24 protein-coding genes are annotated in these 25,484 nt (G+C 32.7%); 11 read left to right on the forward strand and 13 right to left on the reverse strand.

Annotated features, from left to right (window positions below; translation table 11 throughout):
- Positions 1-182 precede the first annotated feature (182 nt).
- From Q4Q35_RS00560 to Q4Q35_RS00610, 11 genes are all read right to left on the reverse strand, one after another.
- A complete protein-coding gene (locus Q4Q35_RS00560) occupies positions 183-1,241 on the reverse strand; it encodes an NAD(P)/FAD-dependent oxidoreductase (protein ID WP_303275968.1) in 1,059 nt (352 codons plus the stop codon).
- Between the two features lie 81 nt (positions 1,242-1,322).
- Entirely contained in the window at positions 1,323-2,213 is an 891-nt protein-coding gene (porN, locus tag Q4Q35_RS00565; RefSeq protein ID WP_303275969.1) for a type IX secretion system ring subunit PorN/GldN, read from the reverse strand.
- 137 nt (positions 2,214-2,350) lie between these two features.
- Complete coding sequence (gene porM / locus Q4Q35_RS00570) at positions 2,351-3,910, reverse strand: type IX secretion system motor protein PorM/GldM (RefSeq protein WP_303275970.1); 1,560 nt, start codon at positions 3,908-3,910, stop codon at positions 2,351-2,353.
- 48 nt (positions 3,911-3,958) lie between these two features.
- Positions 3,959-4,594 carry a type IX secretion system motor protein PorL/GldL gene (gene porL / locus Q4Q35_RS00575; RefSeq protein ID WP_303275971.1) on the reverse strand — a complete coding sequence of 212 codons (636 nt, stop codon included), beginning with the start codon at positions 4,592-4,594 and terminating at the stop codon, positions 3,959-3,961.
- Positions 4,595-4,676: 82 nt separating this feature from the next.
- Positions 4,677-6,044, reverse strand: coding sequence for a T9SS ring complex lipoprotein PorK/GldK (porK, locus tag Q4Q35_RS00580; protein WP_496559750.1), 1,368 nt, complete (start codon positions 6,042-6,044; stop codon positions 4,677-4,679).
- Positions 6,045-6,204: 160 nt separating this feature from the next.
- The gene (locus Q4Q35_RS00585; protein WP_303275972.1) at positions 6,205-7,371 is read right to left on the reverse strand and encodes a formimidoylglutamase; all 1,167 of its coding nucleotides are present in this window, start codon (positions 7,369-7,371) and stop codon (positions 6,205-6,207) included.
- Positions 7,372-7,461: 90 nt separating this feature from the next.
- A complete protein-coding gene (gene topA, locus Q4Q35_RS00590; RefSeq protein ID WP_303275973.1) occupies positions 7,462-9,954 on the reverse strand; it encodes a type I DNA topoisomerase in 2,493 nt (830 codons plus the stop codon).
- Between the two features lie 162 nt (positions 9,955-10,116).
- Positions 10,117-10,899, reverse strand: a complete 783-nt coding sequence (locus Q4Q35_RS00595) for a hypothetical protein (RefSeq protein WP_303275974.1) — start codon at positions 10,897-10,899, stop codon at positions 10,117-10,119.
- Positions 10,900-11,191: 292 nt separating this feature from the next.
- The gene (locus Q4Q35_RS00600; RefSeq protein WP_303275975.1) at positions 11,192-12,430 is read right to left on the reverse strand and encodes an LVIVD repeat-containing protein; all 1,239 of its coding nucleotides are present in this window, start codon (positions 12,428-12,430) and stop codon (positions 11,192-11,194) included.
- A gap of 16 nt (positions 12,431-12,446) precedes the next feature.
- Positions 12,447-12,884 (reverse strand): hypothetical protein, encoded by a 438-nt coding sequence (locus tag Q4Q35_RS00605; RefSeq protein ID WP_303275976.1) that lies wholly within the window; start codon positions 12,882-12,884, stop codon positions 12,447-12,449.
- An 18-nt stretch (positions 12,885-12,902) separates the two neighbouring features.
- Positions 12,903-13,601, reverse strand: a complete 699-nt coding sequence (locus tag Q4Q35_RS00610) for a hypothetical protein (RefSeq protein WP_303275977.1) — start codon at positions 13,599-13,601, stop codon at positions 12,903-12,905.
- A gap of 177 nt (positions 13,602-13,778) precedes the next feature.
- Here Q4Q35_RS00610 and miaB point away from each other — a divergent pair, with 177 nt between their 5' ends.
- From miaB to Q4Q35_RS00660, 10 genes are all read left to right on the forward strand, one after another.
- Positions 13,779-15,227 carry a tRNA (N6-isopentenyl adenosine(37)-C2)-methylthiotransferase MiaB gene (miaB, locus tag Q4Q35_RS00615; RefSeq protein ID WP_303275978.1) on the forward strand — a complete coding sequence of 483 codons (1,449 nt, stop codon included), beginning with the start codon at positions 13,779-13,781 and terminating at the stop codon, positions 15,225-15,227.
- A 6-nt stretch (positions 15,228-15,233) separates the two neighbouring features.
- Entirely contained in the window at positions 15,234-15,575 is a 342-nt protein-coding gene (locus tag Q4Q35_RS00620; RefSeq protein WP_303275979.1) for an avidin-fold protein, read from the forward strand.
- 79 nt (positions 15,576-15,654) lie between these two features.
- The gene (locus Q4Q35_RS00625; RefSeq protein WP_303275980.1) at positions 15,655-16,923 is read left to right on the forward strand and encodes a sigma-54 interaction domain-containing protein; all 1,269 of its coding nucleotides are present in this window, start codon (positions 15,655-15,657) and stop codon (positions 16,921-16,923) included.
- 148 nt (positions 16,924-17,071) lie between these two features.
- Complete coding sequence (lptE, locus tag Q4Q35_RS00630; RefSeq protein WP_303275981.1) at positions 17,072-17,584, forward strand: LPS assembly lipoprotein LptE; 513 nt, start codon at positions 17,072-17,074, stop codon at positions 17,582-17,584.
- A 28-nt stretch (positions 17,585-17,612) separates the two neighbouring features.
- Positions 17,613-18,119 (forward strand): LptE family protein, encoded by a 507-nt coding sequence (locus Q4Q35_RS00635; RefSeq protein WP_303275982.1) that lies wholly within the window; start codon positions 17,613-17,615, stop codon positions 18,117-18,119.
- 4 nt (positions 18,120-18,123) lie between these two features.
- Positions 18,124-19,083, forward strand: a complete 960-nt coding sequence (locus Q4Q35_RS00640) for a DUF8458 domain-containing protein (RefSeq protein ID WP_303275983.1) — start codon at positions 18,124-18,126, stop codon at positions 19,081-19,083.
- Positions 19,083-19,445, forward strand: coding sequence for a preprotein translocase subunit SecG (secG, locus tag Q4Q35_RS00645; RefSeq protein ID WP_303275984.1), 363 nt, complete (start codon positions 19,083-19,085; stop codon positions 19,443-19,445). Before Q4Q35_RS00640 ends, secG begins: the two co-directional genes overlap by 1 nt.
- Positions 19,446-19,616: 171 nt before the next feature.
- Complete coding sequence (locus Q4Q35_RS00650; RefSeq protein WP_135877259.1) at positions 19,617-19,892, forward strand: co-chaperone GroES; 276 nt, start codon at positions 19,617-19,619, stop codon at positions 19,890-19,892.
- Positions 19,893-20,011: 119 nt separating this feature from the next.
- Complete coding sequence (gene groL, locus Q4Q35_RS00655) at positions 20,012-21,646, forward strand: chaperonin GroEL (RefSeq protein ID WP_303275985.1); 1,635 nt, start codon at positions 20,012-20,014, stop codon at positions 21,644-21,646.
- Between the two features lie 437 nt (positions 21,647-22,083).
- Positions 22,084-22,314, forward strand: coding sequence for a hypothetical protein (locus Q4Q35_RS00660; RefSeq protein WP_303275986.1), 231 nt, complete (start codon positions 22,084-22,086; stop codon positions 22,312-22,314).
- Between the two features lie 66 nt (positions 22,315-22,380).
- Here Q4Q35_RS00660 and Q4Q35_RS00665 read toward each other — a convergent pair whose 3' ends face one another.
- Both Q4Q35_RS00665 and Q4Q35_RS00670 read right to left on the reverse strand, forming a co-directional pair.
- Positions 22,381-23,175: a cation efflux transmembrane domain-containing protein gene (locus Q4Q35_RS00665; protein WP_303275987.1), complete on the reverse strand. Its 795-nt coding sequence runs from the start codon at positions 23,173-23,175 to the stop codon at positions 22,381-22,383.
- 62 nt (positions 23,176-23,237) lie between these two features.
- Positions 23,238-23,819 (reverse strand): GNAT family N-acetyltransferase, encoded by a 582-nt coding sequence (locus tag Q4Q35_RS00670; RefSeq protein ID WP_303275988.1) that lies wholly within the window; start codon positions 23,817-23,819, stop codon positions 23,238-23,240.
- A 965-nt stretch (positions 23,820-24,784) separates the two neighbouring features.
- On the opposite strand from Q4Q35_RS00670, the gene Q4Q35_RS00675 reads away from it, so the two are divergent.
- Entirely contained in the window at positions 24,785-25,423 is a 639-nt protein-coding gene (locus tag Q4Q35_RS00675) for a CBM96 family carbohydrate-binding protein (RefSeq protein WP_303275989.1), read from the forward strand.
- Positions 25,424-25,484 lie beyond the last annotated feature (61 nt).

The raw sequence follows: 25,484 nt of genomic DNA on the forward strand, positions 1-25,484 counted from the left end.
CTTTCGAAGAGCCCAAACATCCCGATAGTATCGATATTTCAATCTCTAGCCTAATGCAATAAAAATATAAATATAAGTTTCTCTTTGAGTTTAGCCAGCAAAAAAGTTTTACAATACAACCACCTCGTCTTTAATTTCAATGTATTGAAATTAAATCCACTCCTCCTTAAAAAGAAGGAGAGCTATATTGACTGAGCATTTAGTTTAAACCTGTTAATATCAATTTCTGGTTCTAAAGCAACATTATTTTCAATAAAGTTATAAAGCTGTTTGGCTACATAAGGCCCTATCATAACACCACGTGTTCCTAAACCATTAAGCACAAAAAGGTTTTTATGTATTTGGTGTTGCCCAACTAATGGGCGTCTGTCTTTAACTGTTGGGCGAATTCCTGCTACTTGATTCACTACTTTAAAAGAACAACTAATAAGCTTTTCAAGCTTGTTTAAGAGCGTTTCTTTTGCTACTTGAGTAATAACATTACTTAAATCTTTCCATTCGTAAGTAGCTCCAACAATGTACAAATCGGCACCCAACGGAATTAAAAAAACACCTGCTTTTAAAACGTAGTTTATTTTTAAATCTGGCGCATGTATAATTAGCAACTCTCCTTTTGCTGGTACTAGTGGTAAATGATTAAAATAAGGGTTTTGTTTAATACCGTACCCTTCGGAAAACACTATATGAGTTGTCGTTATATTTTGATATTGTACCACATCTCCTTCTAATTTAACAGCATTATAGTTAAACGCTTCTTCAAACAGTAATTCTTTTTTCGACAAATCTGCTTTATAAGCTTCAATCATTGTTTTTACATCTATTCTTCCGGTATCTAAAACCTCTCCAAATCCAAAATTTGCTTCAATCGCATTATTTTTATTTTTAATGATTTTTTCTGAAAGGTAATCTGAAAGTATAGGTTTATCTGAAGCCATAAACCAATCATTCTGTTCTTCCAGTGATGCAAACTTGCGATAGACTGGAATTTTATAATCTAGTTTTACATGCAGCTCTTTTTCTAAATGTGCATATAAAGGCAATGCTATTTCTAATTGTTCTTTACTTTTCCAAACGGAAGTAAAACGCTTTAACACCACAGGATTATATAAACCACCAGCTACAATAGAAGATAGCTGTGACGCATTATCAAACACTACAAATGTTTTATTATATTTCTTTAATTGCTCACAAAAACTAATGCCAGCTAGCCCAATTCCTACTACAATATAATCTACTTTCATGATAAGCACGAAGATAATTAGAAAATAAAAAACGCTCACTTAAAAAGTGAGCGTTTAGTATATTTTAATTGATATTACGAATTAATATGTCCACATATCCAATTCAAAATCTCTAATTTTATTTTTAATCCTTTCAGATTCTAATAATTGCATTAAAGCATTTTCTGAAACGTATTCATTAATTTGTCTATCTCCATGAACATTTTCTTCTTTAAATATATAGCCATGAAAACGTCTAGCATTTAAGACATGGTCGAAAGAGAAAGGAATAGAACTGTTCTCATTATTAAATGATTTTGCTTCATGTAGCACTTCTCTAGCATCTGGGAAAAACACCCAGAATAAAGGTACTAAATCTGGCTCTGGCTCATCAATAAAATTCACATCTGGAGCAACAGGTGCTATACCTAACAATCTGTATTTCATTTCAGCTTGACGTTTATCAAAGTACCAAAGTCCTTTAATATGGTATTCTTTAATATCTGCTGCCGAGATATCTCTTCTGTTAATATATTCTGGAGATAACTCTTCTCCTGCATTTAATTGCTCAATACCCAATTCGGTCGTATCAATTTTAACTAAAGCGGCTTCAATATCTTTTAAAGTTCGCTTAGTTGTAAAATAAGAATCGTCATATATATTTTCTATATTTCCGTTTTCTATATTCTTCATAAGAACATGATATAGCGACCGTCTATCTTTACCAATATTATTAGTATCTGTTGGATAATACAGTGGTAAATTTGCACGTTCGTCAAGAATAATTTTTTCCCATGTCATTTTAGAAAATAGAATATCTCTATCATCTACATAACCATACTCTAAAGGTTTATCATTGTCTACTTCCTTTTGAGCTTCTGTTCTTACGCCAATTTCTTCAGGACTCTTAGCGTTTAATATATTTGCTTGTGCAAACATACCCGACACTGTAAAAACAGCTGTAACGGTTAATAAAAAACTTTTTAATTTCATGTTCTTATATTTATTATTTCTCAATGGTCGCACGTGTCTGTCAATAGGCAGGTGCAATATCCATAACAACAGTTTTAGAATTCATTTTTCTAGCTATCGCTATGGATATGTCATCTTCTTATTTTAATTTTTCTCTACTAGTTTGTTAACTCAACAAAAACTGGAGATACTTTTTTAAGTATCACGCTAACACCTTTGGCTTTAGCTTCAACATTAAATATCTGAACTGCAGATCCACGCTTAGCTTTTCGTAATGCTGCTTTTGCTCTGCTATCTAACTTATTACCTCTAACGGTAATTGTTGGTTGTCCTGGAACTTTAAATTTAAAACCAGTAACTCGTAATGGTAATTCAAAATCGAAATCATCAAATTTTGCACCAATAGTAGATATTTCAAGAGCACTTCTTTGCATTTTTACAGCACCATCTTCACCTCTAACGGTTCCTGTTGGTTTTGGTAAATCCTTAATTCTAAAACTTGCTCTGTCACTTACCTTTTGTCCTCCTGGTAATGTTCCAGTTACATTAATGGTTACTTCTCTACCTTTAACTCTGGTTGCATCCATGATATATCTGCTACCTCCAGCTCTTGATAAACCTTGAGCACTCGCAGATACTTTATTATCTGGGATACCTGCAAACGAAATTGTCATTGGGTTTTTAACACCTCTATATACTACATTCATTTTATCTGCAGAAATTGTTGCTGCATTTGGTTTCGAAACTGTAGCAAATGACTGATCTACTGGAACTTTAGTCTCAACACCATCTTCTAAGAAGATTAAATCTCCTTTAATTCTATGCTCACCTACACCTCCAGTGCTGATTTTAAGTTTTACTTTACCATCTTCAATAGTATATTGCTTTTCAGTAAGTGGTCTACCATCTAAAGTTAATTCTACTTTATTTGGTTTTGTAGACGAATCTTTACGACCTAACACTATCTGTCCATCAAATTGCTCACCATTAAAATAAGCAGATTTAGATGTTTCTAATAATGTGGTATAATTTGTCATAGATAATTGAACTGCTTGAGTACCTTGCATCATAGTAGACAATACTTCAGATTCTGTTGTCTTGATATCTGCTTGAAGCTGTGTCATTTTAGTTAAAGAAGCTACTAAAGGAAATCCTTTATAATGGTAGTCTAACCAGTCTTGCTTTCCAGCTCCTCTTGGAATAGGATCTGTTTTAAACTTGTCTTTAACATCTTTAACGATATCTTCCATACCTTTTTCGTCCTTAAGCAACTCTACAACACCATCTCTAAAAGTATTAATTTGTGTTAAAAACTCTTCCCCAGCTGGTTTAAGTTTATCTCCTTTAAAGAAATTTTGGTCAAGGTAATCGCCTTTATCCATGATCTCATATTCTGAAGGATCATCAACTGTTGCTATCATCTTACTTTTTAAGTCTTCAAGATAGGTATCAAAATCTGTTGCCAGCTTATCTAATGCTTCTCCTTTTGCTTTTAAAGGTTCGTATTTATCTGGCTGCTCTTCAGCTTTAAGTTTCAAATTCTCAACAAAACTATGATTACGTTCTTTTGCTGATTTGTTAGACTCTACTAGTCTCTCGTTCATTAATCCGAATGCAGAAAGCACTTCTTTCGACATATTTAAAGCTAGCATCGCTATAAATATTAAATACATCAGATTAATCATTTTCTGTCTTGGTGATAAATTTCCTCCTGCCATGTCTAATTAGGTTTTGGTTAATTATTAAAATTTGGGTTGTCCCCCTAATTAGCTCTTATTCATCGCAGTCAGCATGCCACCGTATACTCCATTTAACGAAGATAAATTTGATGCTAATGATTGCATTTGCTCTTTTAATTTAGCTGCATTTTCAATAGACTCTTCATTAATTGAAGCTTGTTTGTTAACACTTTCTAACTGTACTTTATACAAGCTGTTTAGTGATTCCATTTGCGCTGCCGCTAATGATAATTCTTCACCATATTTCTTAGCTGCTTCAACAGAATCTACTGTAGAAGTCATATTTTTTGCTGCTCCTTCGAAGTTTCTGATACTTTCTCCTAAGCTAGCCATTAATTCGCCATCTATTCTAGCGTCTTTTAATAAATCATCTAATTTATTAGCTAACAGTCCTTGTGGATTTTTTTCTTCTTTTGCTTCTGTTTGTCCCCCTGCTAATTCTGGATATACTAAAGACCAATCTAATTCATCATCAACTGGTTCGAATGCAGATAGTGCAAAAATAATTGCTTCTGTTACTAGACCTATAGTTAACATAACGTTACCTGTTAAAGGTCCTATTTCAAAGTGAATAATTTTGAATAGTGCTCCAACGATTACAATTGCTGCTCCTAATCCATAAGCCATGTTCATGAATTTTTTACTTGCTTTTGACTTTGCCATAATTTCGGTTTTTTTAATTTTAAGTATGAATACTTAAGTAGGTTAATTAATAGTATTTATTATTGTTATGATTTGATTATTCTTATTTCTTATTAGAATTTTTTGTCACCTGTGTCCCCATGTAATCCTGTACTGTTCTAAATCCTATATAACTTCTTGCAGAATCTGCATATTCATAGTCTCTGGAACTTACTTGTAAAAAGTACGCAACATCTTTCCACGAACCACCTCTTACAATTTTACGCTTGTTTTCACTATCGTTAACACTAGGGTTTATTGTTGATGTGTATGCATAAGATGAAGGATCATAAGATGCATTTACCCATTCAGACACGTTACCTGCCATATTATATAAATTATAATCGTTAGGATCGTAAGATTTTGCTTCTACTGTGTATAATGCTTGATCTGCAGCGTAATCCCCTCTTACAGGTTTAAAGTTTGCCATAAAACAACCTCTATCACTCTTAGTATAAGGTCCTCCCCATGGGTAAGTTGCCGCTTGGAGACCACCTCTCGCTGCATACTCCCACTCTGCTTCATTAGGTAATCTAAATCTGTTTACAGGACTCGATCCCTTTTTAGATTTTTGGTACGAATTTTTGTTTATGGTTCTCCATTCACAAAATGCTTTTGCTTGTTTCCAAGTAACTCCTACAACTGGATAAGCACTGTAAGCATCATGCCAAAAATAATCGTTATGCATTGGCTCGTTATAAGAATAAGCGAAATCTCTAATCCAAACAGTCGTATCTGGATATATTTCAATTTCTTCTTTTACGATAGCATCTTTACGTTTAATACCTCTGTTTCTTGCAGCTTCACGAATATCCATATAATTGTATTGAAACTTGAATTTCTTTACATCCCAGGTACGTTGACCATTATATGATTCTTCTAAAGGAAGATACATCGTGTCCATAACTTCTGTATAATACTCATCTGGATATTCTGCGGTATCAAAAACCAAATCGACATCATGATTGATTTTTCTTCCCTCATACCCAGTAGGCCCTAAACCTGTATAGTTTTCGAACATATACTTTTCGTAAACAGACATATTAGCTGTATCTGCATCTTTAAATGCATACTCACCAATTCCTCCATCATCTGGAATTTTACCAACTTCATCGGCTAATATAGCAAGTTTCATTCTAACTATGGAATCTCTAACCCAATGAACAAATTGACGATATTCGCTATTTGTTATTTCTGTTTCGTCCATATAAAAGGCTCTTACGGTAACTGTCTTTGCAGGTGCATCGTGTACACCAGCAAGATCATCGTCTGCCTTACCCATAATAAATGCCCCCCCAGGAATGAGTTGCATTCCATAAGGCTTTTCTGGGTGCCATTTTTTTCCTTGTACGCCTACCAGCTCGCCTCTATCTTTAGAGCCACAACTGGATAGCATTGTTATTACTGCGATTAATAATATAAATTTCTTCATATCCATAGAAAACTCGAGGTTAATTAGTTTAAGCTTCATTTTAAGAGCGTAAACATATTTATATATTTTTTAAAAAACAACTTTTTCAACAAAAAAAATACATTTCGTCGTAAAAAAATAACATTTCACCGATGAAATAAACATTTGATCTTATTTAGCTCTAAACACAATTCTTTTGAAATGCTTTATACCAACGGTCTGGCAACTTGTTATTGCAAGCATCCAAGTAATCTTGATGCATGCATGGTAATAACGTATGTCTTTTCAATTTATTATTTACTTCGTTTAAAAAAGGGATTTCAATCCACCACCTTCCTGTCTTATTACTTTTGTAAAATACTAATTCCTGTGAATCTACTAAAGTGATAAACTTTTGATAGTTTTTATCTTCAGAAAAGTCATCGTCATCTAGTCTATAATTGACACCTTCTATGAAATACCAAACTATTTGAGAAACTAACATGGATGTCATTTCATCATTTTTAGATGGCTTGTATTCATATATACCAAAAGACGTTACCTTATTACTTATACCTGCATAACGTGAAATAGCACAAATCTCTTTTCCATCTAACCCATTGGGCGAATACTTTTGATTTAAACTAACTTCTGCTCCTTTTATCGAAGTTAAATCGACACTAACAATATTAGCATCTCTTAATACTGGTTCTACTATAGTAATATCTTTAGATACTTGTCCCAGTCTATAAGATTCGAAATAAAGATTATCCATCAAATCTATCTCTTCTTGCGAATTGAAATAAGTTTGATAGCCAATGGTTGCATAATTAAACAGATTATAAGGTTGGTCTAAAATTATCTTACCAACAAAACTATTATTTTTTATGGGCTTGTTGGAGTCTCCTAAATCAAACTTACTATCTACATTCACGACATTAACCATAGGTATTACGTTATCGTACGCTCTATAATTAGGATAAGTAAGATCTTGTGAGCCACCTATTATAATTGGTATAATATCTTTTTTTATTAAAATACTTATTGCTGTTTTTAATGCAAAATAGGTATCTTCTACACTCTCCCCCTTATCTATATCTCCTAAATCTGCTATCGTTGTATTCCAACTTCCGGAAAAAAGACCATATAAAGATTTTCGAATATCATCCAATTGAAATTCTTCTCCTATATAGTTAACATCATTTCTGTTTTCTAATACACCTAGAATAGCAATATCTACATCATCTAAATCTGGAATGCCATTTTGTGCAGAATGAATTTTTATTTTTTTTCCTAAAGCTTGAGACGAAAGCAACTCATTATGAGCTAAAACTAAATCTGAAACAGGCGTTAAAAAATTAAAATTCATTTTATTATGATTCTTCTCTTTGTTTATTCGCTATATGCTGTTCTCACTACCTAATAGTTTGGTATAAAACATCTGGTATGTATTTATGCTTTACGACTTCTTTTTTGCCGGTGCTTTTTTCTTGGTTGCTTTTTTCTTTGGAGCATTGGCTTCTATAATTGCTTTTGCTTCATCTAAAGTCATTTCTGAAACGTCGACTGTTTTAGCAATTTCTACTTTAACCTTTCCTTTTATAACATTATGTCTGCCCCAACGTGCCTTTTCTACACGAATGCCTTCTTCTTCCCAATTGTGAATTACTTTATCTATTTCCTTTTGAATTTTTGTTTCTATTAATTCAACAATATCTTCATCGGATAAGTTATCCCAATCATATTTTTTATTTACGTTAATAAACATATTGTTCCATTTAATAAATGGTCCAAAACGTCCTTTCCCTTTTTGCACAGGTAACTCTTTATACATATATATAGGAGCATCTGCTTTTTGTTTTTCTTTAATTAAAACAATAGCATCATCAAGTTCGACACTTAAAGGGTCTACACCTTTTGGTAACGAAACAAATGAATCCCCAAACTTAACATAAGGCCCAAAACGACCATTATTAACAATAATATCTTCACCTTCATAAGTTCCTAAACTTTTTGGAAGCTGAAATAAATCCATAGCTTCTTCATAGGTAATGGTTGTTAATTGCTGGTCTGGACTTAAACTAGCAAACTGTGGTTTTTCGTCATCATCAACAGTACCAATTTGCACCATGGGTCCAAACTTACCTAAACGAACACTAACTTGTTTTCCAGATTTCGGATCGGTTCCTAAAATACGCTCTCCAGATTCTCTTTCTGCATTCTCTTTTACATCTTCTACTTTTGGATGGAAGTTTTTATAAAATGATTTCATCATTTTAGTCCAATCTTCATTTCCTTCTGCTATCTCATCAAAATTCTCTTCTACTTTAGCTGTAAAATTATAATCTAAAATAGTTTCAAAATGATTTACCAAAAAGTCGGTGACAATCATACCAATATCTGTTGGCACTAGTTTCCCTTTATCTGAACCAATTTTTTCAGTTAATTTTTTATCACTTATTTGGCCATTTTGAAGTCTTAATTGTGTATAGCTTCTTTCTTCACCTTCTACAGTTCCTTTTTCTACATAATTCCTGTTTTGAATTGTTGAAATTGTTGGTGCATATGTTGACGGACGTCCAATACCCAACTCTTCTAACTTCTTAACAAGTGAAGCTTCTGTAAATCTTGACGGTGGACGTGTGTAGCGCTCTGTTGCTGCTATATAGTTATTAAGAAGTGTTTCATTGGTTTTCATTGCCGGAAGCATGCCTTCTTGTTCAACATCTTCATCATCGGTTCCTTCTAAATATACTTTTAAAAAGCCATCGAAAGTGATAACTTCTCCATTTGCTGTAAATAATTCATTATGTGTAGATGCACTAACTTTTACATTGGTACGCTCTAATTCTGCTTCACTCATTTGTGATGCTATGGCTCTTTTCCAAATTAAATCATATAGGCGTGCTTGATCTCTGTCAATATCTACCGAATGTGTTGAAAAATTCGTAGGACGTATAGCCTCATGCGCATCTTGTGCGCCTTTTGTTTTTCCTTTATAATTTCTTGGCTTGCTATATTTTGAACCAAAAGCACTCTCTATTTCTGCTTGGGCACCTTGTCGTGCTTCGTCAGATAAGTTAACACTATCTGTTCTCATATAAGTAATTAAACCTGCTTCGTAAAGGCGTTGCGCCATCGTCATAGTTTTACTTACCGAAAAATATAATTTACGTGATGCTTCTTGTTGTAATGTAGATGTTGTAAATGGTGCCGCTGGTGATTTTTTTGCAGGTTTCTTTTGTAAATCTGAAACTTTAAAACTAGCGGTACTATTCTTTTCTAAAAATTCTTGTGCTGCTTCTTTGGTTGAAAAATTCTTTGGAAGCTTTGCTTTAAAAGTTTGCCCATCTTCGTTTGAAAATTCAGCATCAACCCTATATGAAGCTACAGGCGTAAACCCTTGTATGTCACGTTCTTTTTCAACAATTAACCTTACTGAAACAGATTGCACTCGACCTGCCGACAAACCTCCTTTTACTTTTCGCCAGAGTACAGGCGACAGTTCGTATCCAACTATTCTGTCTAATACGCGACGGGCTTGTTGCGCATCGACCAAATCATAATCAATACCTCTTGGGTTTGCAATTGCTTTTTGAATAGCAGTTTTCGTAATTTCATGAAAAACAATACGTTTTGTTTTTTCTTTATCTAATTTTAAAGTTTCTGCCAAATGCCATGCTATAGCTTCTCCTTCTCGATCTTCATCACTTGCTAACCAAACCCATTCTGCTTTTTTAGCCAAGTCCTTTAGTTTTTTTACAATAGCCTTTTTATCCTTAGAAACTTCATATTTTGGTTTAAAATCACCATCTACATCTACTCCTAATTCTTTGGAAGGCAAATCGGATACATGTCCGAAACTAGACTCTACTTTAAAGTCTTTTCCTAAAAATTTTTCAATGGTTTTTGCTTTTGCTGGTGACTCAACTATCACTAAATTCTTCGCCATACTTCAATTTTTGAAGCTACAAATGTATATGAAAAAAAGTTTATCTGCTGCATTTTACAGCTTATCTGTTCATTTTTTAATCAAAAAAAACGGCTTTTAACACTTTAAAAGCCGTTTTTCTTATATAAAAATAAAAATTTATTTATGAAATTTCATCAACTATTAATAATCAGAATCATCATCATCATCATCATTAAGTCCTATTTTGTCTATCTCACTATGCGCCTTAAAACCTACTACATCTTTATAAATTAAAAATGAAGGTAAGTAAACAATAGATATTGTAAATAGTATCCCTATGCCACAGCCTAATATTCCTAACCCCCCTATAATCAACATAACAAACATAGTCCCAAAAGTGATTAACCATTTTTTATTCCCTAACGCAAAACTTGCTTTCACTATTTCTGTTTCACTTAAATCCGGATTAAAAGCAAAAATAACCGCAAAATAAGACAAAGGAACAAATACATATATATAGGGTATAAGAAACAATCGTTGTGCAGCTGCTGCTATTAAAGTGTAAATAATCCCCAACATAAAAACCTTTGTGAAGTATTCTTTTTTAAGGAAATAAAAATAGTCATCATTTGCTGTTTCTCCAGAATCTATTTGCTTACAAATTCTGTAAAAAGCAGCAACAAAAGCTAACGTTAAAGTACTAACTAAAATATTTTGGGGTATACTGTAAAGTATATTTTGAAAATAAAAATCTGAAAACGATTCTATGTCAAAACCGTTATTAATATCAAAGGCTTTAGGCGCAAGTCCAATAAGCTGAAAGACTAAACTTATTATGAAAGCTGCAATTCCTAGAAACAAAATAACTAAAAACCCTTTAAGCCATACCTTTTTAAATAATTCTATAGAGTTATTAATAATATCACCAAAATCTAAAGATTTGGCATGACTTATTTTTTGTAATAGAGAGTTTAAGGTATGCATTTTGGTTGGTTAAAAAGGTTCGTGGATTTAAAGGTAATTGATTTTTCAAAAATAGCCAGTATATATCACAAAAAAACCACATGATAGCTTAATTGTTTGGTTACAGATATTAATCTCTATTATGAATAATAAATTTAGACACGAATTGCACGAATTTACACGAATCGATTGCCTTATGGTTACGTCAATACTTGACTAAACCAAAAACCTGCTTAGGTTTAAAATTTACCAATTTACAGGTTAATTAGTGAGAATTCGTAAAATTCGTATCCAATACACAATACCGATAATATTATTTTAATGAATACGAGCTTATTAATTCTACACCATCGGCTACATATGTATATTGATACAAAATGTCACCCCCTACCATAAGTAAGCTATTTTCTAACGGAATAACATCTTTAGACTGAATGTTACTATATGCTTTTGTTAGTTCTATTTGTAGTGGATCTGCTTTATCAAATAATTTTAGCCCAGAAGTACCATCACATACAAATAAAGTATTGTCTTTAATGCCTAACCCATAAGGGTTTTCTAAATTGTAGCGACCCGCTAATGTTGGTGTTGATTTATTACTAATATCAATCACCTCTAAAACACTTTCCAACTGCCCACATTCGTTTCCTCCACGCAAAGTTAAATACGCATAATCTCCATCAACAACCACTGGGTCACAACCTTCCCAATGCGTAAACTCAGAAATATATTCTGGCGACGATGGGTTTTCTATATTATAAATATACATCCCATTAGTACTTCCTAAATACAAATAACTGTCTGCCTGAAACATGGTTTCTATATTCCACCCTGCAATTTGTGTATTTTCCAGTACTGGTGATGACAAACTTTGAATATTAAATATAGCCATTTCATAATTTCCAACGGTATACAAATAATTATCTACTATTTGAAAACGTGCTAAAGAACCTCCTTGCCCCGTAACTGATTCTGCTGCAGAGAAAACAATCCCGTCCTGTAACGCAATATCAATAAATTGGTCATCTACTTTCTTGCGTCTCTCGGTAGTTACTGTCCAGCCTACAATAATATTATTTTCCAGATCTATTTTACTATAGTCAACAGCCTCAGCTTCAACAGGGATATTATAATCATAAACATTAAACACATCTTCCAATCTCTCAACCAAAGAAATGGAATTAATATCAGAGATATCAAAAACCACCAAATCTGTTGCACTATCTGCATATAAAAAATCATTTTTTACAGAAATATCTTCATTTCCGGGAATATTAATATATTTAATTGCTTTTGGTAAAACTGGGTTAGAATTATCAATAACATGTACTCCCTCATTAATATCGCTAACAAAAATGTAATCTTTATAAGCATAAATCTTACCAACCTCTTCCATGTTTTTAGGTACGGTAACAGCTATAGAATTTCTAAAATCGGTTTTAGTCATTAGCTCCGGAATGGCTACTTGAACAAGCTCAAAATCAAGATCTTTTTTATCGCAAGACCATACACTTATAAAAACCAGAGGCAAAAAAAGATATCTTAATTTCATAGTAAATAATTTTATTTTAATATGTATAATTTAATGAAGATTCTAAACCTTCAAGATGTAATATAATGTCATTACTTCCACTAATTTGAAGTGGTGTTAAATCAAATGAAATCACCTTTTCAAAATAGGCATCACATAATTCGGTATTTAATAATTGAAGCTTGAGATAACGTTGTTCTGGTGAAGACTCTGCAACAGCACCTGAATCTACTAAATGTAACTCCCATGTACTACCATCGCAACCAGAAGCAGCTATTTTTATAGCTATACAATCATTATTTATGTCTGCATCAATTAAGTCAAAATGATCAGAAACCAGATTATTATAAAGATCCTCATTTATAACAGTTGCCTTATCACAATACTCATTAGGAAGGTTAGTATCATTATCTTCACACTGCATATTTACAAAGCATAATATCACCGAAACAGTAAAAAGAGTCTTCTTTATCATGGTAAAACTTATTTTAAATTAATATTCCAGTACAGGATGTCCGTTTTCACATATTACCCCTACCGGATGTTTCGGTAAATCGCATGTGGAAACAATACCCCATTTTATATTATAAGCTTTTTCTAAATTTGTATAAGTTTCTACTTTTTGTAAAAAACTTGCTGTATCTATTTTTGTAGAATAAGCTATATATCCTTTAGGTCCGCCACAGGCTTTAGCACCGTAAGCGGTAAAAGTCCAGTCGTTAGCATCGGTACAAGCAACACTTATTGACAACTTATAAATCTCATCAAATAAATCCATTAGTTCCCTATAATCCTTTTCCTGATCTGTCAGTTCCCTTTGTACAACCAATTCGTTCGCAGTAATTGATACAATACGCCAACCATAGTTTGTAGGGTAATTATCTTTCGTTATTTTTATAAGTGTATCATCTAATTGCCATATTCCATCAATATCGAAAAAAAACAATGGAGGTGTTGCACACCAACCAGAAGAACGCTCTACAAAATCACCATTTTCTTTAAATAAAATTCCGTAACCCTCTTCAGGCAAGGACACTGCTCTTTCAAATGTTATTTTTTCACCATCGTATATCGGGTCTACCCAATTACCTATTAATAAATTATCCGGGTCTGAAGTAATGGAATCATCATCTGCACATTGCATGTTCAAAAAGCACAACATAACAGAAACAACAAAGAAAATCTTTTTCATAATAAAAAGCATTTTTAATGTTTTGTTTTTTAAATAGATACTAAAAGTACATTTTGGTTGCGTAAACGCTGTTTAGTATTTCTCAAAATCAAAAAAAATTAAACTGCCACTTTGTCATAAAATACAAATAAATTGTATCTTTGCATACTTATTGACTGCTATCAGTTTCGATATACTATGGAGAAAATTATAGATGAAAATAAACAAGGTGAATCTCTTGTTTTAGACCAAAAAGAAGGTAACAACCGTAAACTTTTTATTGAAAGTTACGGGTGTGCTATGAATTTCAGCGATAGCGAAATTGTAGCTTCTATTATGGCAGATCAGGGGTTTAATACAACACAGAATTTAGAAGATGCCGATTTGGTTTTGGTAAACACCTGCTCCATTCGAGACAAAGCAGAACAAACCGTACGTAAGCGTTTAGAGAAATACAACGCTGTAAAAAGAACACATAATCCAAAAATGAAAGTTGGGGTTTTGGGTTGTATGGCAGAACGATTAAAAACAAAGTTTCTTGAGGAAGAAAAAATTGTCGACTTGGTTGTTGGTCCGGATGCCTATAAAGATTTACCAAACCTTTTAGCTGAAGTTGACGAAGGACGCGACGCTATTAATGTCATTCTTTCAAAAGAAGAAACCTATGGCGATATTTCACCGGTACGCTTAAACACAAATGGTGTTACCGCTTTTGTATCAATTACACGTGGTTGCGATAATATGTGTACTTTTTGTGTCGTTCCTTTTACACGTGGGCGTGAGCGCAGTAGAGACCCACAAAGTATTTTGGAAGAAGTAAATGATTTATGGAACAGAGGTTTTAAAGAAATTACGCTATTGGGTCAGAATGTAGATAGTTACCTTTGGTACGGTGGTGGATTGAAAAAAGATTTTGAAAAAGCTAGCGAAATTCAAAAAGCAACATCTGTAAACTTTTCAAAGTTATTAGAATTATGTGCTAAAGCACAGCCAAAAATGCGTATTCGTTTTTCAACATCAAATCCACAAGATTTAACATTAGATGTGGTTAAAACCATGGCTAAATACGATAATATTTGCAACCATATTCACTTACCTGTACAGAGTGGTAGCGATCGTATTTTAAAAGAAATGAATCGCCTGCACACGCGAGAAGAATACATATCCTTAATTGATAACATTCGTCAAATCATTCCAGATTGTGCCATAAGTCAGGATATGATAGTTGGTTTTCCTACCGAAACTGAAGAAGATTTTCAAGACACTATGTCTTTGATGGATTATGTAAAATATCATTTCGGATATATGTTTACCTACTCTGAACGTCCGGGAACTATGGCCGAACGTAAAATGGAAGACGATATACCAGAACCTGTAAAGAAAAGAAGACTTGCAGAGATGGTTGCGCTTCAGCAAGAACATAGCAGAGTAAGAACCGAAGCTCAGTTAAACACTGTTGTGGAAGTATTAATTGAAAAAGAATCTAAAAAATCGAACCAACAATGGTCTGGAAGAAACCCACAAAATACGGTGGTTGTTTTTCCAAAAGCTCATTACAAAATTGGCGATTTGGTCATGGTAAAAACTACAAGCTGTACCAGCGCAACACTTATCGGTGAAGCAATTGGATATTCTGAAAACAATTAAATGCAGATGACAGAATTCAATTTTAACAACAAAATATTTTCGTTAACAGAAAATTCTGAAAACGGGAAAGTGAGTTCTGAAACCATATTTAAGTATAAACAGGAAGGCCATTTGGTTACAGCAAATTATTATGGAGGCACCATTAAATATGGAAAAATAATTGCTAGTTTAGAAGAGAACAAGCTCAACATGCTATACCAATGCATAACAACAGAAAATGAATTAAAGGCCGGAAAGGCAATTGCTAATATAAGCTTAGCTAAACATAATAAAATTAAACTCACACTCCATTGGGAGTGGTTAAATGGTAAAAAAGAAACAGGTGTTTCTGAATATATTGAGCAATAAAAATTAAAAAGATTCCCTCCCGTCCCGATAGCTATCGGGAGTTATCGGGATTTGCGGGAATGACAAAGAAAATAATTAAATGGAATCAATTCAATCTATAAAACAACGCTTTGGCATTATTGGTAATACACCATCTTTAAATCGTGCTATTGAAAAAGCGATTCAGGTAGCTCCCACCGATATTTCGGTTTTAGTTACTGGAGAAAGTGGGGTTGGTAAAGAAAGTATTCCCAAAATAATACACCAATTATCTCATAGAAAACACAATAAATATATTGCTGTAAACTGCGGTGCTATTCCCGAAGGAACTATAGACAGTGAACTTTTTGGTCACGAAAAAGGAGCCTTTACAGGAGCCACTCAAACTAGAGAAGGTTATTTTGAAGTAGCCGATGGTGGTACTATTTTTTTGGATGAAGTTGGTGAGCTTCCTTTAACCACTCAAGTACGTTTATTACGTGTTCTGGAAAATGGAGAGTTTTTAAAAGTAGGATCTAGTAAAGTACAAAAAACCAATGTTCGTATTGTAGCCGCAACTAACGTAAACATGTTTGAGGCCATTGATAAGGAAAAGTTTCGTGAAGATTTATATTATAGACTAAGCACGGTAGACATACATTTACCCCCATTACGAGAGCGTCGAGAAGATATTCATTTATTATTCAGAAAATTTGCCAGTGATTTTGCTCTTAAATATAAAATGCCAACTGTTAAACTAACAGATCCTGCCGTACAAATGCTAACAAAGCATCGATGGGGCGGTAATATTCGTCAGCTTCGCAATATCGCAGAGCAATTATCGGTTTTAGAACAAGATCGTACTATAAGTGCTTCAACACTTCAAAACTATTTACCTAGTGCGAATACTAATTTACCAGCAGTTATTAAAACATCAAAATCTGAAAGTGATTTTAGTAGTGAACGGGAAATTTTGTACAAAGTCCTTTTCGATATGAAAAGCGATTTAAACGACTTAAAAAAACTTACCATGGAGCTCATGAAAAATGGTAACACAAAAGATGTTGAGAAAAATAACGAAAGTTTAATTCAGAAAATTTATGGTAACGATGACGACAATGATACGAGCTTTAAAGAACCCATCGAAAACAATGATGTGATCTCTATTCCGGAACATACACCTAGTGACATTGAAATAGTAAATATTCAAGACAAATACCATTTTGCTGAAGAGATTGAAGAAGAAGAAACCTTATCATTACACGACAAAGAATTAGAATTAATAAAAAAATCGCTCGAACGTCACAACGGAAAGCGTAAATTAGCTGCCGCCGAACTTGGTATTAGTGAACGTACTTTGTATAGAAAAATTAAGCAGTATGATCTTTAGGTTAGTTAGTAGTGGTCAGTTGCAGTTTTTAGTCCAAATTACAACAAAACTACGAACTATTCGTTTTGCAAATATCAACTAAGTGCCACACCTAATATGCCTTATTGAGTACAAGCCGGAGTGTAACAAAAGTATTTATAACTATTAGATGACGTTTTTCAAATTAATTATTCTTAGTGCTAGTATATCGGTAATAGTTTTTGGGTGCAAAGCAAAATACTCATTAGATAATATTAATATAGGAAATGCAAATACATTTCAAATTAATAATTTTAGTAATACTGCCGATTTAGTTGAGCCAGATATAAGTAGATATTTCACATTATCTTTGCAAGAATTATTACTAAATCAAACAAAATTAAGTCTAGTAAAATCTAATGGCGATTTGGTTTATGAAGGAGAAATTACAGATTATAAAATTTCACCAATTAACGCTACATCTCAGAATACAACAGATCAAAACAGATTAAATATAAGTATAAGAGTTAGATTTTTTAATAAATTAAAAAAAGACAGTAATTTTGAACAAACTTTTTCGTTTTTTTATGATTATCCCAGAAACAAAAATCTTATAGGAAATCTGAAAAACGAAGCTATTAGTGAAATTTTTGAACGCATAACACATGATGTCTTTAATGCTACACTAACTGCTAAATGGTAGACTGAAAAATTAAATGAAGTAAAAACACATGAAAATAGCTAAATATATATCCTTACTGTCAATTATACTAACACTTACAAATTGTGGTTTTTATTCATTTACAGGAGCATCCATTCCTGCAAATGTTAAAACATTTCAAGTCAATCGTTTTGAGAATACCTCATTATTAATAGAACCTGGTTTAGAAAGAGATTTTAAATTAGCTCTTGAAGATTTAATACAAAATCAAACCAACCTCAGCCTTGTTACTTCAAATGGTGATTTAGTTTACGAGGGAGAAATAACTAATTATAGAATCTCGCCAACTACCTCAACATCTGAGAACACAGCTGCTCAAAACAGATTAACGATTAGTGTTAAGGTACGTTTTTTTAACAGAAAGAAAACAGAAGATGATTTGGAGCAAAGTTTTTCATTTTTTTATGATTACCCCGGGAGCTCTCAACTAGTTGGTACAATAAAAACAACAGCTCACGAAGAAATTTTTGAACGTTTAACACAAGATATTTTTAATGCAACTTTAGCCAAATGGTAGCCTAATGAACTCTACAGATTTCGTAAACATATTGCAGCATCCGCAAACCATAACGCATCAACAAACAGATGCCATAAAATCTGTTATCAATGAGTTTCCTTATTTTCAATCGGCTCGTGCCGTATATCTTAAAGGTTTAAAAAACGTAAGCAGTTTTAAGTACAATCAAGAACTTAAAATTACGGCAGCTTATACAACAGACAGGAGTATTTTGTTTGATTTCATTACATCGGAAGCATTCATTCAAAATGAAATTTCGCAATCTATAAAACAAAATACAGCACACTTAAAAGACATTAATGTTACTGTAGAAGATATTTCGATAAATAAAAGTGTTAAGGTAGACCATTCTTTAAAACGACAGATTAAAGACACTGTGGGCGTGTTGGATCCATCGTTATTTCAACCTAAAGAAGATCGTTTTGAAAAAACAGCAAATTTTACTTTAGACGAATCTGAAACTATAGAAAACGTTACTAAAGAAACAAAAACACAAGAGATATCCATTAACGATATATTAAGTCTTGGTAAACCTCTTCAATTTGATAAAGCAGAAACACATTCCTTTAACGAATGGTTAAAATTAGCACATTATAAACCCATTGAAAGAGGCGAGGACAAAAGTAAAGATCTCATAGAAACAGAACCCGTAAAGGATACATCTCCAGATGTTTTAGACAAGGATAAAAAGTTTGAGCTTATTGATAAATTTATTACAACAAACCCGAAAATAAATCCTTTTAAAGCTACAATTAAAAAAGGCAATATTGCAAAAACGCAAATGATACAACCTGAAGCCTTAATGACTGAGACCTTAGCACGTATCTATGTAGAACAGAAAAACTATAAAAAAGCAATTCAATCTTATAAAATTTTAAGTTTGAAATATCCAGAAAAAAGTGGTTTCTTTGCAGACCAAATCAAAGCAATAGAACAATTACAAGAACAAAATAATACAGAATAATGAGTACGTTTACAATATTTTTAATACTAATTGTAGTAGTAGCATTTTTACTAGTTGTGGTAATTATGGTTCAGAATCCTAAAGGAGGTGGATTATCATCATCTTTTGGTGGCGGTGGCACACAACAACTAGGTGGTGTAAAAAAGACAACAGACTTTTTAGATAAAAGTACATGGACTTTAGCAACCCTGTTATTAGCTTTAATATTAGCTTCTAATTTAGCCATTAACAGAGGGGCGGAAAGTATAGACTCTAAAGCTTTAGATGAAGATGCAGCAACAACTGCACCTGCTTTACCTGCTCCACTACCAGCAGCTAACGATCCTGCAACAGCAACACCTGAAAATTCTACAGAAGAATAATTTCACTTAATAAAAGAAACAAAAAATGCCAGCTTTAAAAGTTGGCATTTTTTGTTTCTGCCTATACGTTAGGTCAGTCTGCAAGTTTGTCAGTTCTCAAGTATTGGCACATTTTTAGTATAACGCATAAGCATCAGAAAATAATAATTAATAAATTAAAAAATAAAACAAATGGCATTAAACATTAAACCATTAGCAGACCGTGTTCTTATTGAACCTGCTGCAGCCGAAACTACAACGGCATCGGGAATTATTATTCCAGATAACGCTAAAGAAAAACCACAAAAAGGAAATGTAGTAGCAGCTGGAAAAGGCACCAAAGACGAACCTATTACTGTAAAAGTTGGTGACACTGTTTTATACGGAAAATATGCTGGAACCGAACTTAAACTGGAAGGTAAAGACTATTTAATTATGCGTGAAAGCGATATTTTAGCAATTATATAATTAGTTGCTTTTTTTATTCCCCGAATCCCGATAACTATCGGGAGGGAATTCTATCAAAAAACTAAATTTTAATAAAACAGGTTCTCGCCTTAGCGGGAATAACAACAAAATTTTTAAAAATGGCAAAAGATATAAAATTTGATATTGAAGCACGCGATGGTTTAAAACGTGGTGTTGACGCATTAGCTAATGCAGTAAAAGTAACTTTAGGCCCTAAAGGACGTAATGTAATTATTAGTAAAAGTTTTGGGGCTCCCCAAGTAACTAAAGATGGGGTTTCCGTTGCTAAAGAAATAGAACTTGATGATGCTCATGAAAATATGGGTGCCCAAATGGTAAAAGAAGTTGCTAGTAAAACTAACGATTTAGCCGGTGACGGAACTACAACTGCTACTGTTTTAGCACAAGCCATTGTAAAAGAAGGTTTAAAAAATGTAGCCTCTGGCGCAAATCCAATGGATTTAAAACGTGGTATTGATAAAGCCGTTGATGCTATTACTACCAACCTAGAAAAACAAGCTCAAAAAGTAGGTAACTCTTCTGAGAAAATAAAGCAAGTAGCTGCCATTTCTGCAAATAACGATGACACTATTGGAGAGTTAATAGCTCAAGCTTTTGAAAAAGTTGGTAAAGAAGGTGTGATTACTGTTGAAGAAGCAAAAGGTATGGAAACATACGTTGATGTTGTTGAAGGTATGCAATTTGACAGAGGATATTTATCGCCTTACTTTGTAACAGATGCTGACAAAATGATTGCTGATTTAGAGAATCCATACATTTTATTATTTGATAAAAAGATCTCTAACTTACAAGAAATTCTTCCAATCTTAGAACCGGTTGCACAATCTGGTCGTCCGTTATTAATTATCGCAGAAGATGTAGACGGACAAGCTTTAGCTACTTTGGTAGTAAACAAATTACGTGGTGGTCTTAAAATTGCTGCTGTTAAAGCACCCGGTTTTGGAGACAGACGTAAAGCTATGCTAGAGGATATTGCCATCTTAACAGGTGGTACTGTGATTTCTGAAGAAAGAGGATTTACTTTAGAAAATGCAGATTTATCTATGCTTGGAACTGCTGAAACTGTAACCGTAGACAAAGACAATACAACTATTGTTAATGGTGCCGGCATTGCTAAAGACATTAAAGCCAGAGTAAACCAAATTAAAGCTCAAATAGATACTACAACGAGCGATTACGATAAAGAAAAACTACAAGAGCGTTTAGCTAAATTAGCTGGTGGTGTTGCCGTACTTTATGTTGGAGCTGCCAGTGAAGTGGAGATGAAAGAAAAGAAAGATCGTGTTGACGATGCTTTACATGCTACCAGAGCTGCTGTTGAAGAAGGCATTGTTGCAGGTGGTGGTGTTGCTTTAGTTAGAGCAAAATCGGTTTTAGAAAAAATTACTACCGATAATTTAGATGAAACTACTGGTGTTCAAATTGTAAATAAAGCAATTGAATCGCCATTACGTACCATCGTAGAAAATGCAGGTGGAGAAGGTAGCGTAGTAATAAACAAAGTTTTAGAAGGTAAAAAAGACTTTGGTTACGATGCTAAATCTGAAGCTTACGTAGATATGCTTAAAGTAGGTATTATCGATCCTAAAAAAGTAACACGTATTGCCTTAGAAAATGCAGCCTCTGTTTCTGGAATGATTCTTACTACCGAATGTGCTTTAATTGACATTAAAGAAGAAGCGGCTCCAGCTATGCCTCCAATGGGCGGTGGCGGTATGCCAGGAATGATGTAAGTCGAAAATTTCGAACACTCAAATTATATTAAAAAACCTCAATCTGGGATATGTATTCAGATTGAGGTTTTTTTATGGCGTTTTCTAAGATAATAAAAGCCTTTATTTTAAGACTCTGGCTCCTTCTATTTCAAACTGGCAATCACTAGAGCATTAAACCATTATTACACTCATATTTCTTCTTATTATACCTTTTTTTGTACACTAAATTCAATCATTTGTGACATTAAAATTGCTACTCATTACATTTTTTCAAATCTCCTTTTATTTATTCCCCATCTTTAAATTGTTAAAAGTAAAAACTAAGTTGTTAAAATAATTTCGAAACATAATCAAAAGAGAGGTTTTCGATTAGCAACTTCTATGTTTTCTTTTAATTACAAAGGCGGAACCCGAAAAGCCTGTATTAAACAGAGTAAGGATTAAACATTAATATAATGGCACAAATACAGATTCCAAATGGTGATAGTTACCCTTGTGAACTATTAGAAAGAAGACCAGAAAACAAATTGATAGTAAAAATGGCAGGTTTAAATGGGTTTAATGCAGTCCAGGGAAGTCATGGAGAAGGCAAACTTCTAGATGGTGGACATAGTTATCCAATTGCCCTTCCCGGAATTACCCAAAATCCAGATACTTACGTAATTAAGTTTACTCAAATAGCATAGCTACGTTTCGCTACTAAAAACAAAAGTGTAGGGTTATTGCATAACATCACTATATAGTGAGTGCTTTTATTTGCTTAATTGCAGTATTCGAAATGCACCTTGAGTTACCAAAATAAATACGATTGTTCCAATAATCAAATCAGGTTTATTGGAATTCAGCCAACTTACCATAACTCCTGCGATTATCACTCCTAAATTAATAATCACGTCATTCGAGGTGAAAATCATACTCGCTTTTATGTGTATCTCTTCTTTGCTCTTCGACTTTTGCAAAATGTAAATACAAATTCCATTTGCAATAAGAGCTAAAATCGAGATGATAATCATAGTTGAAAAATCAGGAAGTTTCTCGTCTCCGAAAAACCGTCTTAAAACTTCCAAAAATCCTATAATCGCAAGTGTGAGTTGAAAATACCCAGCAAGTTTGGCTATCTGTTTTTTCTTAATCAATGTCCCACCAACTGCAAAAAGACTAATTCCATAAACAAAACTATCCGCAAGCATATCTAAACTATCGGCAATAAGCCCCATAGATTTTGAAATCAAGCCTGTGGCCATCTCAATAATAAAAAAAGTAAAATTGATTATAAGTACAGACCAAAGTAACTTTTTTTGATTTGTATTTTCTTTAAAATTTGTTTGGCTGGTCTGTTCAGTCGATATTCTTTTTCCACCTAAATTCAGTTCGATAACAGACTTTTCAATTTGGTCTATTTCTCCTTTGTGAAAAACGGTTAACTTTCGGTTAGGAATGTCAAAGTCTAAATTTGCAATACTTGAAATTCCGTCCAATTTCATTCGGATAATATTTTCCTCCGAAGGACAGTCCATTTTAGTAATTTCAAATATTGTTTTATTCACTTGGCTTCTTATCTGCTTTTAAGATCCTTCGAAGTTTAAATATCTGAGTCTTAAAAATTCTATTAATTTATACGCAAAAAATAGATTGGAAATCCTAATGAAGTTTCCTTTTCAATTATTTTAAATCCAATTTTCTGGTATAATCTCAAATTATATTCCGATACTGTATCTATAATCACAGGCAGTTTATTAGCTGAATGATATTTAAGTACACTTAGCATTAATTTCCCTGCTTTTATTTTTCCTTTAACCCCACTTTTTACCCCTATTATCATTGGTCTAATATGATTTTCTTTTGGATAATGTCGCTTAGCTATATACTGTCGTTTAATAACTTTTATCAAGCCTTTAACCCCAATACATCTAAATACCAAGCCTATATCAAACCATATAGTTTTAAGTGTGACTTTTTCTTTTTCAGTATATTTAATCAAAACACAAGCTTCTTTATCGTCTGATAAAAAAACATCTCCAAAAAGCATGGCTCTTTCAAATAAATACCCCATTAAAACCCGCATACGCTCTACACGTTTTTCATCCTGTTTTACGATTAAGTTGATAGAGCTATCTTCCTTATAACTTTCAAAAGCCGATGTTAATATATCTATTACTATTTCTTTGTCTTTGTTACTTGCTTTAATCAACTTCTAATAGGTTTATATTAATTTTAGGGTTTTGTTATGCATATAGCTTTTCTATAAAATCATCAACTATATCTTAAATAATATGTTTAATTCTCTTCTGTATTGAGATACAGTTTCTACGCATAAAATTAAAAGATAGAAAAGACTTCTCTATAACTAAAATAACATCATATTGTTTATTCTTACTTAATACCATACCGGTTGCAAAAACCAGCATCAGAACTAGTCAAGAATATTTTACCACAATAAGAGTTTGTTAAATTAACTATTTAGCTGAATTTTAACAAAAATACATTTTATATTTCTTGAATCTATCAAAAAAAACAACTACTAAATTATGGTAAAAATATTTTAACAAGTCATAAAAAAATTGAAACAAAACCCTTCCTCTCTAAAAGACTCATTTAGTGCTGTTTACAAAACAAAGAAGTTAAAAACGTCGTAAACCAATATTATCAATAATGACAGAATTATTTTTTATCAAAATTATTACAAAAAAATAAGTATAATCTTATCAATAACATGAATGAATAGTATTTTTATTACTTTTTTTGTTAAAAAATCAATAAATTATTAATATCTTTAAAGAGGTGAATTTGGTTTACCAAATCAAAAAACCAACAACCTACTTTATGTGAAAAACGAAAACAACGAGCTTTTTCTTTCTAGTTGGTTTCATTGATTTTTCCATTTATTCTATCTGCAACCACGTATACAGTTAACTCTGTAGAAGGCTTCAGTAATCTATCACTTAAGAAAGTGAGAATAACATTAATATTAGGCTTGAACCCTGTTATTAATCGATTAGTATTTTTCTATGAAAATAATTAAACAACTTATAGTATTAAACATAAACAACTTAAACATTTTATAAAAAGTATTTATCACAAAAAAAGACAACAATTAAGACAACTAAAAAATTGAAATCCCAAAACTAGTAATTATGAAAAAACTAAAACCTAATTATGAATACGGAAACAATTACAGGTACAATTTTTGTGACCTCGTTGTCTATTATTTCCTTTGGCCAAAGCTCTATAGCACACCCATCAATAGGCATCTACACAGAAAAAGCCAATCCGAACCAAAGCTTTTATTTACACATCGTATTAAAAATAAAGCACACAGTTTCTGAAGCTAGTGAAAGAAGCGTTCTTCTAAAATTTTCTAAAAGCTCAGTTACATGGAATTCAATACCTTCAATAAAACCATCTTTTGCTTATGGTAGTAAAGACGGTAGTGCTTATTATATAGATGTTACTGACTATATATCCAGTCAATTATCAAGTAGCAGCTCCGTTTTTACGTTTAAGCTATTTACTATTAGTACCATAAATTCCACTATTACTTTTACTTCAAATGAAACCAGTAATTGGGGTAACAGATCACAGTTACAATATTATTCTTCTAAGTACTTAGACACCCCACTATACAATATTCATGACACAACTTCTATTGGCATATATTCAAGAGGTAATTATTATACAAGAGACGTATTAAAAAGTCGTAATGAGGTAAATACAATTTATCAATGCAGAGGTGACCCCAATAATATTCTAATACTACCGGTTTTTTCCTATAGAAAAAATTGTAAAAACACCTAGCATATTATAGACCCAAATGATAATGCAGGTTTAAACTCTATTAGTTAAGGAAGAGATTGCC

The organism is Flavivirga aquimarina, assembly GCF_030540835.1.
GTDB classification, from domain to species: Bacteria; Bacteroidota; Bacteroidia; order Flavobacteriales; family Flavobacteriaceae; genus Flavivirga; species Flavivirga aquimarina.